Source organism: Vibrio sp. 10N.247.310.24 (assembly GCF_041467175.1).
Classification (GTDB): Bacteria; Pseudomonadota; Gammaproteobacteria; order Enterobacterales; family Vibrionaceae; genus Vibrio; species Vibrio tasmaniensis_A.
The window spans coordinates 25,400-38,671 of record NZ_JBFSUD010000021.1; the positions used below are offsets into that span (position 1 = coordinate 25,400).

Sequence of the window (13,272 nt, forward strand, 5' to 3'; positions counted from 1 at the left end):
CTAGTTGTGAGAAACCACAATCAAACGTAGCGAATCAAGCTGAACCTGAGCCTTGCTGATGTAACCTGTCAGTTCGTTGATTTGAGCTTCGATAACCTCTAGCTCTTCATCACGAATGTTAGGGTTAACCGCTTTAAGCGCTTGTAGACGCTCTAACTCACCGTTCAAGTTAGTTTGCATATCTTTCTGAGCTTGTTGACGAACTTCTTCAACCTTCGGCAGTACATGCGTCTCACCTGCTTCGATTAGTTTGTGAATCTCACCTTGTACCGAGTTCACTAGCTTGCTCGCTAAATGACGGTTTACCGGGCTTAGTTGACGGTTAAAGCTATCGAATTCAACCTGAGCAGATAAATCGTTACCACGACCATCCATCATCAAGCGAATCGGCGTCTTAGGCAGGAACTGGCTGATACCGCTGCGCTTTGGCGCTTGTGCATCAACAAGGTAAACCAACTCAAGTAGAATCGTACCGACTGGCAGCGCTTTGTTCTTCAGTAGAGATACCGCAGACGCACCCACACCTTCACTCAATAGCAGATCGATACCGCCCTGAATCATTGGGTGTTCCCAGCTAATGAAGTTCATGTCTTCACGAGAAAGCGCTGTTTCACGGTCAAACGTAATCGTTGCACCTTCATAAGGTAAGCCTGGGTAGCTTGGCACCATCATGTGTTCAGAAGGTGTCACGACTAACGCATTTTCACCCTTGTCATCTTGGTTCAGACCAATGGTATCAAACAGGCTCAGAGCGAAAGAAACTAGGTTAGTATCACCATCGGTAGAAGCAATTTTCTCTGCAATCTCATGGGCTTTATCACCACCATTTGAATGCATCTCTAGTAGGCGATCTCGGCCTTTTTCTAGATCCGATTTCAGGCTTTGATTGAGCTTCGCTGATTCTTCAATGACTTCATCAAGCTGCTCGGTTTTACCAGAAGCCAGCATTTCGATCAGTACATCAGAATACTTATCGTAAACTGTGCGACCAGTAGGACAAGTCTCTGCGAATGCATTCAGACCTTCATCGAACCAACGCGCTAGAATCGCTTGCGATGTGCCTTTTAGGTAAGGAACATGAATGTCGATATCACGCAGCTGTCCGATACGGTCCAAACGACCAATACGTTGCTCAAGCAAGTCTGGGTTGAACGGTAGATCAAACATCACTAATTGGTTAGCAAACTGGAAGTTACGACCTTCAGAGCCGATTTCGCTACAGATAAGCACCTGAGCACCGCCCTCTTCTTGAGCAAAGTAAGCCGCAGCTTTATCACGCTCTAGAATCGACATGCCTTCGTGGAATACCGTTGCACGCACGCCTTCACGCTCACGCAGTGCTTGCTCTAATTGCAAAGCAGTACTCGCACGCGACGCGATCACTAGGATCTTCTCGCTGCGCTTGTCTTGAATCTTTTCAATCAACCAGTTCACACGTGAATCGAACTGCCACCAGCTTGAGTCTTCACCTTCAAATTCTTGGAAGATCTCTTCTGGGTACAGCATCTTCATTGCACGAGCTTCTGGTGCCATCTTGCCACCGATCATGCCCGATACACGCATCGAGGTTGTGTACTGCGTTGGAATATCCATCGGCAGTAGGTTTACATTACGCTTAGGGAAGCCTTTGATTGCAGCACGTGTGTTTCTGAAAAGAACACGGCCAGTACCATGGCGATCCATAAGGTTATCAATCAGTTCTTGGCGAGCTAAGGCTTGCTCTTCTTCGCTGCTATCGCCTTCAATCACGCGGAATAGAGGCTCAACATCTTGCTCAGACAGAAGCTCTGTGATCTGGTTCTTCGCGCTATTTTCAAGCTTCACGCCAGAGAACAATGCCGTTACGGCATCAGCAACAGGAGCGTATTGGTCTTCTTCTTCAACGAAAGCTTCGTAATCGTAAAAACGATCAGGATCAAGCAGACGCAGACGCGCAAAGTGACTCTCACGACCAAGCTGTTCAGGGGTCGCTGTCAGTAGCAATACACCAGACGTGTTTTCAGCTAATCCTTCAACCACTTGGTATTCGCGGCTCGGTTTGTCTTGGCTCCACTCAAGGTGGTGTGCTTCATCGACAACCAACAAATCCCACTCACCTTCAAGTGCTTGCTCGTAGCGCTTACGGCTCTTGCGTAGGAAATCCAAAGAACACAGAACGTATTGCTGTGTATCGAATGGATTATCTGATTCTGCGAAAGATTCTATGCAACGCTCTTCATCAAAGATAGAGAAGTGCAGGTTGAAACGGCGCATCATCTCTACTAACCACTGGTGTTGTAGAGTTTCAGGAACCACAATCAGAATACGTTCAGCACGGCCAGACAACACCTGTTGGTGGATGATCATGCCCGCTTCTATGGTTTTACCTAGGCCAACTTCATCAGCCAGTAAAACGCGCGGAGCGTGACGACGACCCACTTCATGAGCGATGTATAACTGGTGAGGGATCAAGCCAGCACGCATACCACACAAGCCACGCATAGGGCTCTTGTGTTGTTGGTACTGGTTGCTCAGCGCGCGGTAACGCAACACAAAGTTATCCATACGGTCGATTTGACCTGCGTATAGCTTATCTTGTGGCTTGTTGAAGCGGATCTGGTTACTTAAGAAGATTTCACGCAGAGTCACTTCTGTTTCTTGGGTATCTTCGCGAGTACCTAAGTAGGTTAACAGCCCTTTGTCTTCGATAACTTCTTCGACAGACAGAGACCAACCTTCTTGGCATTCAATGACATCGCCTACATTAAACGTTACTCGGGTTACGGGAGCATCAGTACGTGCATAAACACGATTTTCTTCTGATGCGGCAAACATTACTGTCACTGTTCGAGCATCCATTGCTACAACGGTACCTAAACCTAAATCGCTCTCCGTATCGCTTATCCAGCGTTGCCCCAAAGCAAATGTCATGAATCGACTACCTCAATCTTATAGTTGGAATTTGGTCTTCTTAACTGCAGTTTCAAACAAGAACGTTATCCGCTCCTGAACTAAAAATATAGCCAAAAATGTCTAGTTTGCAGCCACTTTTTAAGTGCGCTCTCAATAATAAATATCTCGAGAAAATGGTGCAGAAAAAGGTCGCTAATCTTACTCTATGCTGTGATTTAGGTCACGCCTAAAGGAGATGATTTCATGCTTTTTTTCTGTTTTCGCCAGTGCAATCAAACTGTCAAAAATTCATGGTTAATCTATAGGTAGCAGATTGCTGCTCTCAAACGAACACGCGATATTTACTCGTAACGATATGGCGCTGTTCCTCTAGATGAAGTTTAGGTGAGTAGTTGACTATCACCAGAATCAGATACTAATCTTTATATGAGCTTTATCTACGTTCAATGAATGCAAGGCAAGCCGCACGTCGGCAAGGAGATGCTATGGGCGAGACCAACCGGAAGCTATTTGTTTTAGACACCAATATCCTACTTCACGAACCTTTCGCAATATTTTCTTTCCAAGAGCACGATGTCGTTATCCCCATGACAGTGCTAGAAGAACTCGACAGAATCAAAGACAGTAAAAGAGACGTTGCTCGAGATGCGAGAATTGCGATTCGAACGCTCGAAGACCTGTTCAGGGAAGCCACACCAGACCAAATATCGGAAGGCATCCCTTTTTCTAAAGACATAAATGCATCTGGCAGTATTTCAATACTCGCTGACTACGAACTTCAAGAAAGCATCAAAGCCTTTGCCGATGACAAGGCGGGCGATAACCGAATCCTCAACGCTGTCCTTTATCTTCAAAATAAACGCGCACCACGCGAAGTGGTTCTCATCACCAAAGACATCAATATGCGTTTGCGAGCAAAAGGCGCTGGTGTCCGTTTTGTTGAAGATTATCAAACCGACCAACTGATTGATGATATCCAATACCTCACCAAAGGCTTCCAACAACTGGAAGGCTCATTTTGGGATGGTATCGATAATGTCGAGAGCAGAAGCCTAGGCGGAAAGACGCTGCACACCTTAGCAAGAGCGCCGTTCGAGCCAACCTTCCTCAACCAGTATGTGATTGACGAAGAAAGTGATTTTGCCGCTCGAGTCGAGGAGATTGAGCCGGAAAGCATTACCCTGAGAGACCTCAGTCGTGAAAGGCTAATGAATCGCAGGGCATGGGACATCACACCAAAAAACGTCTATCAGGGCATGGCGATTGATGCGCTGCTCGACCCTGATATTGATCTGGTGATTCTCACTGGTGCAGCGGGTAGTGGTAAGACGCTGTTAGCCATGGCTGCTGCACTTGAACAAACCATTGAGCGTAAACAATTCGATAAGATCATCGTAACCCGAAACACACCAGATATAGGTGAGTCGATAGGGTTTCTTCCGGGTACAGAGGAAGAGAAGATGTTGCCTTGGTTAGCTGCAGTGACCGATACACTGGAAGCGCTGCACAAGAACGATCACTGCACAGAAGGCTCAATGAAGTACATCTGTGATAAAGCTAACATCCAGTTCAAATCGATTAACTTTATGCGTGGCCGTTCAATTCAGAATGCGTTTGTGCTTTTGGATGAGTGTCAGAACCTCACCGCTTCACAAATCAAAACCATCATCACCCGTTGTGGTGAAGGGACCAAGATCGTCTGCTCAGGAAACCTAGCGCAGATAGATTCTTCCTACCTAACTCCTGTGACCTCGGGGCTCACCTACATGGTCGAGCGTTTTAAAAACTTCGAAGGCAGTGCCAACATCCACCTCAATGGTGTGGTGCGTAGCCGACTGGCTGAGTTCGCGGAAGAGAACATGTAGACTCTGCGCGCTCACAGAACCAGTAACCTATAAACAAAAAGCGCCTCACAATAGAGGCGCTTTCAATCTATTTTATGACGAGAGATTTTGAAATTAACTCGTGCTGCTGACCTGAATTACTCAGTACCACCAACCGTTAGCGAGTCTAGTTTCAATGTTGGTTGACCAACACCCACTGGTACACTTTGACCAGCCTTACCACAAACACCAACACCACGGTCAATGCTTAGGTCATTACCGACCATAGACACCTGCTGCATTGCTTCGATACCAGAACCGATCAGCGTCGCGCCCTTCACTGGGTGAGTGATCTTACCGTTTTCAATCATGTACGCTTCAGAAGCTGAGAACACAAACTTACCTGATGTGATATCAACCTGACCGCCACCGAAGTTCGGTGCGTAGATGCCTTTCTCAACCGTTGCAATGATCTCTTCCGGTGTGTGTTCGCCCGGCAGCATGTATGTATTCGTCATACGTGGCATTGGAAGATGCGCGTAAGACTCACGACGACCATTACCTGTCGGCGCTACACCCATTAGACGAGCGTTTAGCTTATCTTGCATGTAACCTTTTAGGATGCCGTTTTCGATTAGCGTATTGTACTGACCATTAACACCCTCATCATCAACGTTCAATGAACCGCGTAGATCTGTTAATGTGCCGTCATCAACAATCGTACATAGGCTTGATGTAACTTGCTCGCCGATTTTGCCAGAAAATACTGAAGACTCTTTACGGTTGAAATCACCTTCTAAACCGTGGCCTACCGCTTCATGCAGTAGAACACCCGGCCAACCAGAACCAAGAACCACAGGCATTGCACCAGCAGGCGCAGCAACCGCTTCAAGGTTAACTAATGCTTGGCGAATGGCTTCATCAGCGAATTGGTAAGCAACTTGAGAACCGTTAGCATCACTTAAGAAGAAATCGTAACCAAAACGACCACCGCCACCGGCACTGCCACGTTCACGACGATCGCCTTTCTGTGCAAGTACGCTAATTGATAGACGAACCAACGGGCGAATATCACCAGCGAAAGTACCATCAGTTGCCGCAACGAGCATCTGTTCATGTACACCACTTAGGCTCACCGATACTTCAGTTACCATCGGTTCTTTAGTGCGAATGTAAGCATCAAGCGCTTTAAGTAATTCTGTCTTTTGCTGCTTTTCCCAGCTTGCTAGCGGGTTAACTGCATCATAGTAAGCTTGGTTAGAGTTACGTTTGAAAGCTTGTACCTTACCGTTTTGCCCTTGCTTAGCGATACCGCGAGCCGCGATTGCACTCTGTTTAAGGCCATCCAATTGGATTTGGTCAGAGTAAGCAAAACCGGTTTTTTCACCAGATACCGCTCGTACACCAAGACCACAATCGATATTGAAAGAGCCGTCTTTAATAATGCTGTCTTCTAGCACTAAAGATTCATGCCAGCTTGACTGAAAGTAAATATCAGCATAATCAATTTGGCGGGTAGCAATGCTCGCCAATGTATCTGCGATATTTTGCTCCGTCAGCCCTGTTGGGTTCAGTAGCGCTTCTTCAATTTGATTGATGCTCATAAATGGCTCTTATTTGTAATTAAAATTGATTGGTAAATCGAGAATGCTGCGCGATTGGCATATTTTGCCTGATTGATTCGCAACTGGATGTGTCTATCTCAACCACCATACTTTTAGGATCTTGGTCTAGCTGTGCAACCACTCGCCCCCATGGATCAACCACCATTGAGTGTCCCCATGTTTCTCTTTGGCAAGGGTGATTTCCGCCTTGCCCTACCGCGATAATCCACGATTGCGTTTCGATCGCGCGGCATCTTAATAATGCTTCCCAGTGAGCTTGCCCTGTTACTGCGGTAAAAGCTGCCGGTACCACTATGATTTGTGCACCTTGCTTGCGTAACTCTGAATACAAGTGCGGAAAGCGCACATCATAACAAATACTCAAACCTAAGCGACCAAAAGGCGTTTCCGTTGTTACCACTCGGTCACCGGGCGTGAAAATATCCGATTCTCGATAGCACTTATGTGCATCAGCAACATCCACATCAAACATGTGTAACTTATCGTAATGGGCCACTAGACAACCAAAATCATCAATCACCAAGGTTGTGGTAGTCACGCCTTTAGCTGTGCTTATCGGCATACTGCCAATAACAATCCAAATTCGGTAAAGCTTTGCTAGCTCAGAGACTTTCTTTTGCAGTGGGCCATCATTTAGAGGCTCAGCATACTGGTGATAGTCGGCTTTACTGCCAAAGACTAACGCGTTTTCAGGGCACACAACCCACTTAGCCCCCAACTCTTTGCACTTTGCTACTTCTTGAGCAAGATAATCAAAGTTCAAGTCAGGGCGAGGGCCTGATGTCATTTGAATCAACCCAACACAATCCATGTGTATCGCTCCTCCATTCATTATGATTCAGAAATCAGCATTTCACCGTATATTAGCTGATTAGGATACTAAGGTCTTTTCGGCTAATTTAAGGTTTATTTGGCTAATTTAAGGCTTATTCGGCTAATTTTCTGAGTTTTTCTGGTAGCTGAAATTCTCCAGAACTGCGAGAAAGCTCGCTCACTGTTGGTGAATCCAACGGCCCTTTCACCGAATAATTAACTTGGGTAAAGACTTCAACAACCGGAGAAATAACCGTAGTCACCGCTAACACGTATAGCGCTGTTTGAGGCGTTACCGCAAAAGCCGTTAATACTGGAATCCCGGAGGTGATATCTGGGGTGAAGTTCACTTCAGCATCGACCTCGCGTGTATTGAGGTTGGCGATCCCTTTTATTTTCATCTCACCGGCGACCGCATCCATATTCAGATCATTAGTCAGAAAGATACCATTTTGAATCTCGCCAGTTCCTGTGATGCTGTTGAATGCCATGCCATTATCAAATACGTCCGAGAAGTCGAGCTGCATCTTACGGATAATCGAATCTAGGCTAAACAGCCCCAGTAATCGAGCTGCGCCACTCACATCCGAGATAATACCTTTACCAAATTGGGTTTTAACGTTGCCATCAAGGGTATCCATTTTGATCCCCCAAGGCGAACCATCCCAATTCAATTGACCTTCTAACTCAAAGGGCGCTTTTTGAATCCCGGAAGTAATACCGAAGCGTTCCATTAACTCGCTGTTGTTTTCACCTTCAACATCAAGAGTTAACGATGAGTGACTCTTATCACCTTGCAGTTCCCACCAGCCACTGATATCCGCTTTATTTCCGCCGCTTCGAACCTGAATCTTATTCCACTCAATGCGATCTTCCTGCCTAGTCATCTCAACATCAACCTTACCAACTTTATACCCTTGCAGCCAAAAGTCGTTCAGGGTCAGCGTCAAATTCGGCATCGCATCATGGATCTTTCTATCCAACTCAGAGATCAACGGTGCTTCTTGCGCCTTACGCTGTAGCAGTTGGTCTTGGTTTTTCTTGTCACTCCACTCAGGAACAAACAGATGCAGGCGATCCAATGAAACAGTCAAATCATAAGGAGGCAAGTAATTGACATCACCTTCTAACTCTTGACTAGAGACTTCCATTTGCCATGCTTGCTTATTTTTTCGAGCGCTAAAATCAACATCATTCCAAGAAATACCACCTAAGATCAGCTCTTTGCTCTCGAAGGTGATGCGACGTGGCGCTGGAATGGTTGGCGTGTTCATCTGGCTAAGGACAGCATCCGATGGTTGCACTGGCTCCATGACTACTGACAGCCAGTCATCGGCATTGAACTTATCGGTACGAATCAAGGCATGGTGCCCTACCACGGGGCTAATTTTATAGCCACCACGACCAAGGACTAAATTGGTCGCCGTTAATTCAGGAACATCGCCGGAAATATCAATCTCAGCTTGGTATTTAGTGCTCGGCAATTGCAGACGCGCGGTAATCGATTCTTGATTGCCCGAGGCTTGTAGCCTTGCAGAACCACTTTCTAATGACTTTTTGGCTAATGGGTATGGGTAATCACTCGCTAAGTATTTGAGGTCTGACTGTAAGTCGAGTTGGTAAGTAAAACCAATATCATTAAGTTGAATATCGATCTGGCTTTGCCATTGTGCATGACCCGACAAACGGCTTAACCACTGCTCTCCGACATACGGCTTTAGAGGATTGACGTCCCAATCACCTAACACATCAAGATCCACTGCATAGCCAGGTCCATCATTAAGACCTTTAAAGTCAACCGAGATACCTTGATTAAGCAAATCAGCGGCAAGACCACTTGCTGTCACGACATCATTATCAAATTCAATACGACCAGTGGTGTTCTCTAGCACCATTGGTGGAGCTTCAATCTCAACATGATTACCACTCAGATCTGCATATCCCCACGCTCTAGGTTCTTGTTCAGAATCAAACGGAATATTAAGCTGGAACTCAGAAGAGACATCACCACTCACTTTAAGCGCAGTTAACGCAGCACCCACAGAATCTACGAGTGGCGAAGCAGTCATGTAATTTCGAACTGCATTACCAGACGCCGTTGCTTTAGCTTCAATTTCGATATGACCGCCTTCCCCTAAATAAGGAATACGACCAGTGATTCGATCTGCCGCCACATCCATCAATTGAGCGGAGCGAGAGTCTAAATACATCGCATCATTTTCAAATAACAGGTCAAGTTGAAGGTCGGTTATCAATGGCCACGCGGTATCGAAGCTGAACTTAGCGTCTTCTAAGCCAACCCAAACTTGGAAAATACCATCATGATTGGTGTACGGGTATTGGGCTAATTCACCATGCCAAAGTAATTTAACGGTGTCGGCCTTACCCGCTTGAATCGCTGTTGAAAGGTAATCGGTTAAGTCTTGGCCAAGTGCTAATGTCGGCAAATAGCGCCATGTCTCACCGACGTTGTAAGCGTCCGCTTCACCATAAAAAGAAAGGTAAGGGCTAGCGTTATCTGGAAAGTCCAAGCGAAATGCGCCTAGTACTTGTAAATCTGGCGTGGCTGCAGTGATTTTGTCCGACCACAGTTTCCAGCCGTTTTCATCTTGCTGCCAAACAATATCAACCTGACCTTGTTTGATATTCAGAGGCGCTTGGAAAACATCACCATAAGGAAACACATCATCAATAACATATAAGCTGGCTTTCGCTTCCGAAGCCGAGCCAAACACATGCCCTGATACTTGGCTAAAGCCAGGGACTAACTCCCATTGTTCGATCGCCAAATCGGAAAAGTTCGCAGAGTAACGCAAGCTTTCAATTCCAGAGCCCATCGCAACGCGAATGTCTGAAACGATACCGCCCGGAGCCAATGCATTGATCATTTGGGTAGATTGCGAAGAATCTGGCATCAACTTGATCAACGGGGTAATGGTTTCAACATCAAGTTCAGAAACATTAAGTTCCCACGGGCCTTTATTCCACTTAAAAGCGACATCAAGCTCAGGCCAAGGCCTGTCATCCGTTCTTAGATTTAGTGAGTGACCATTTACCTGCCATCCACCATCAATTGGTGATAATTTAAAAACACCCGACTCAAGCATCAAGTCATGTTGACCACCTTCATTCCAAGTCAGTTCTGAAGGTAATACCTCAACATAAGCGCTAACTGGCTTGCTATTTCGTAGCGTTAGCCAGCTATTCAAGCTCACCGTGCCCGTCTCAATGCCGGATTCTGCCTGCATATAACGAGTTAACCAAGGCATTACTGAGATACTATCCGCGCTGACATAAAACTCGCCCGTCATATCAGTTAAAGAACCACCATCAACAAAGTTAGCACTTACTGACAAAGAGTTGAGGTTAGCGTCTTTAATACTTACTACACCCTCCGCAAGGTGATGTTTACCTGAGTTTTGCCATTTTAAAGTTTCGATATCAAGCTGACGTTCTTCACCAGAGATAGTTCGATATAGAAGAGAGGAATCTTTAGCGGTCACATCCACCAAAGTTTTTAAAAGTAAATTGTCCAGCTCCTGCATCACTCGCTTGGAAGAGCCGGGGTCTTTAGGTACATCTTTACCGTTTTGCCCGGCAAATAGATCAATTGAGCGGATGTCGAGGTACATTTGATTCATGACCAAATCGGCCACGACAGGACGCATCTGCACGACCGATTGAATCAAGTCAAACTCAACTTCAACACGCTCAACAGAGAAAGCTACATCTTCTGCGTTGGGAAGGCTAGCCTTAACACCTTGCAGAGCAATAGAGGGATGAGTGTTACGCCAAAAACCACCCACATCTTGAATAGAAAACTCAAAACCGGAATGTTGGTTTACCCAAAGCTCAATTTCAGATTGATACTTATTTAAATTGGGTAAGGCTACACGCAGTGTAGTGACAGCAATGGCTAGTGTTACTAAGAGAGTAACCACTAACCATAAACATGTACGAAGAATCAGAGTAACGCTTGAACTCACAAAATATCCATTACATCATAACAACATCAAACTGCTCTTGTATGTACAGAGGCTCAGCCTGGATTTTAACTTGCTTACCAATAAACACTTCAAGCTCAGCAAGCGCGTGAGATTCCTCGCCTTCTAACGCCTCGGCAACGGCAGCCGCCGCATAAACAACAAACTTATCGGCGTCATACGCGCGATTCACTCGTGTGATCTCTCGAAGAATTTCATAACAAACGGTTTCAACTGTCTTCACGCTACCGCGACCTTCACAAGCAGGGCAGCTAGAACACAGAATATGCTCAATACTTTCACGAGTACGTTTACGAGTCATCTCAACCAAACCAAGCTGTGTGAAGCCATTAATGTTGGTTTTCACACGGTCTTTGTCTAATGCAGCTTCTAAAGAAGTTAGTACTCGCTTACGGTGTTCTTCAGACAGCATATCAATAAAATCGATAATGATGATGCCGCCTAAGTTACGAAGGCGAAGTTGACGAGCAATAGCTTGTGTCGCTTCGACGTTAGTATTGAAAATCGTCTCTTCTAGATTACGACGACCAACAAAGGCACCAGTATTGATGTCGACGGTTGTCATCGCTTCTGTTTGGTCGATAATCAGATACCCACCAGACTTCAATTCGACTTTGCGATCCAATGAACGTTGAATTTCGTTCTCGGTATCGTACATATCAAAGATAGGCTTATCACCTTCATACAACTCAAGCTTGTCTGTTAGCTCAGGCACGTATTCAGAAGTAAACTCTTTTAGATTTTCATATTCTAGACGAGAATCGACCTGAATCTTGCTCAGCTCAGTACCGACAAAATCACGTAAGATACGTTGGCTTAAGCACAACTCACCATACAAGCGAGTACGAGCTTTGTGCTTACCACGACGTTCTAACACCTTTAGCCATAATCGCTTCAAGAATGCGGCATCTTGCGCCAACTCATTTGAATCTGCGCCTTCTGCTGCCGTGCGGATGATAAAGCCACCGTGCTCGTCACAGTAACGAGACACGACTTTTTTTAGGCGGTTGCGTTCTGACTCACTATCAATTCTCTGAGAAACACCAACGTGGCTTGCGCCCGGCATGAATACCAGATAACGAGATGGCAAAGTAATGTCTGTGGTTAGACGGGCACCTTTGGTACCAAGAGGATCTTTGACCACTTGAACGACAATATCTTGCCCTTGGCGAACAAGCTCTGAAATATCACGAACCTGAAATTGCTTCTTTTCATTCTCAGCAACACATTCAGTGTGGGGGACAATATCAGAGGCGTGCAAAAAAGCTGCTTTATCAAGGCCAATATCCACAAATGCCGCCTGCATTCCAGGCAAAACACGGCTTACACGTCCTTTGTAGATATTTCCTACGATCCCGCGTCGAGCATCTCGTTCGACATGGATCTCTTGAAGAGCTCCCCCTTCAATCATGGCCACACGAGTCTCACTCGGGGTCACGTTCAGCAACAATTCAGCACTCATGGTGCACCTCAGATTAGTAATTATAAGAATTCTTGCAGTAGCTGGTCCGTTTCAAATAAAGGTAAGCCGACAACGGCGTAATAACTACCTTCGATTCGGGTAACAAAGCGTCCGCCCAAACCTTGGATCCCATAGCTACCAGCTTTATCGCATGGCTCCCCTGTTTGCCAGTATTGTTCTATTTCTTTTTCACTGAGGGGTTTAAACCATACGTCGGTAATAATGATTTCTGTCTTTTGTTTTTCTTCCGATACAACAGAAACTGCCGTCATCACTTGGTGACGATCATTCGCTAACTGAGTAAGCATACGCTTAGAGTCAGCAAGGTCTATTGGCTTCTCGAGCACTTGCCCTTGGCTTACGACGACCGTGTCAGAGCCCAGAACCACTGTTTCAGAATCAAGAGAACTAGCAACTACAGTATCAGAACCAGAAGCAACATGCTGTTTTTCAGAAGGGTTATCTTTCAATAAAGACAACGCAGCTAAGGCTTTATCTAAAGATAGTCGCTTAACGTACTCTTCGGCGGTTTCTTGAGCGTGTTTACACTCTTCGACATCAGTTACAAGGACATAAAACTCATAACCGAGTTGAGATAACAATTCTTTGCGGCGTGGAGAGCCGGATGCCAAAACTAAATGTTTCTTTTCCAT

7 protein-coding genes are annotated in these 13,272 nt (G+C 45.8%); 1 reads left to right on the forward strand and 6 read right to left on the reverse strand.

The window, feature by feature from the left end:
• Complete coding sequence (gene rapA / locus AB6E08_RS09045) at window positions 1–2,910, reverse strand: RNA polymerase-associated protein RapA (protein ID WP_372064125.1); 2,910 nt, start codon at window positions 2,908–2,910, stop codon at window positions 1–3.
• Between the two features lie 467 nt (window positions 2,911–3,377).
• Between rapA and AB6E08_RS09050 the strand changes: the two genes are divergently transcribed.
• The gene (locus tag AB6E08_RS09050; protein ID WP_017062953.1) at window positions 3,378–4,757 is read left to right on the forward strand and encodes a PhoH family protein; all 1,380 of its coding nucleotides are present in this window, start codon (window positions 3,378–3,380) and stop codon (window positions 4,755–4,757) included.
• A 116-nt stretch (window positions 4,758–4,873) separates the two neighbouring features.
• Here AB6E08_RS09050 and tldD read toward each other — a convergent pair whose 3' ends face one another.
• From tldD to AB6E08_RS09075, 5 genes are all read right to left on the reverse strand, one after another.
• On the reverse strand, window positions 4,874–6,319 hold the full coding sequence (gene tldD / locus AB6E08_RS09055) for a metalloprotease TldD (RefSeq protein ID WP_009847843.1): 1,446 nt from the start codon (window positions 6,317–6,319) through the stop codon (window positions 4,874–4,876).
• Between the two features lie 19 nt (window positions 6,320–6,338).
• Window positions 6,339–7,151: a carbon-nitrogen hydrolase family protein gene (locus AB6E08_RS09060; protein ID WP_017098898.1), complete on the reverse strand. Its 813-nt coding sequence runs from the start codon at window positions 7,149–7,151 to the stop codon at window positions 6,339–6,341.
• Between the two features lie 115 nt (window positions 7,152–7,266).
• Window positions 7,267–11,139 carry a YhdP family protein gene (locus AB6E08_RS09065; RefSeq protein ID WP_372064128.1) on the reverse strand — a complete coding sequence of 1,291 codons (3,873 nt, stop codon included), beginning with the start codon at window positions 11,137–11,139 and terminating at the stop codon, window positions 7,267–7,269.
• Between the two features lie 10 nt (window positions 11,140–11,149).
• On the reverse strand, window positions 11,150–12,619 hold the full coding sequence (gene rng, locus AB6E08_RS09070; RefSeq protein ID WP_009847846.1) for a ribonuclease G: 1,470 nt from the start codon (window positions 12,617–12,619) through the stop codon (window positions 11,150–11,152).
• Between the two features lie 20 nt (window positions 12,620–12,639).
• The gene (locus AB6E08_RS09075; RefSeq protein WP_009847847.1) at window positions 12,640–13,272 is read right to left on the reverse strand and encodes a nucleoside triphosphate pyrophosphatase; all 633 of its coding nucleotides are present in this window, start codon (window positions 13,270–13,272) and stop codon (window positions 12,640–12,642) included.

Bases quoted from the DNA above. Each gene is read 5' to 3' on its own strand.
- AB6E08_RS09060 (WP_017098898.1), bottom strand. From the start codon at position 7,151: ATGGATTGTGTTGGGTTGATTCAAATGACATCAGGCCCTCGCCCTGAC.
- tldD (WP_009847843.1), bottom strand. From the start codon at position 6,319: ATGAGCATCAATCAAATTGAAGAAGCGCTACTGAACCCAACAGGGCTG.
- AB6E08_RS09050 (WP_017062953.1), top strand. From the start codon at position 3,378: ATGGGCGAGACCAACCGGAAGCTATTTGTTTTAGACACCAATATCCTA.
- AB6E08_RS09075 (WP_009847847.1), bottom strand. From the start codon at position 13,272: ATGGAAAAGAAACATTTAGTTTTGGCATCCGGCTCTCCACGCCGCAAA.
- rng (WP_009847846.1), bottom strand. From the start codon at position 12,619: ATGAGTGCTGAATTGTTGCTGAACGTGACCCCGAGTGAGACTCGTGTG.
- rapA (WP_372064125.1), bottom strand. From the start codon at position 2,910: ATGACATTTGCTTTGGGGCAACGCTGGATAAGCGATACGGAGAGCGAT.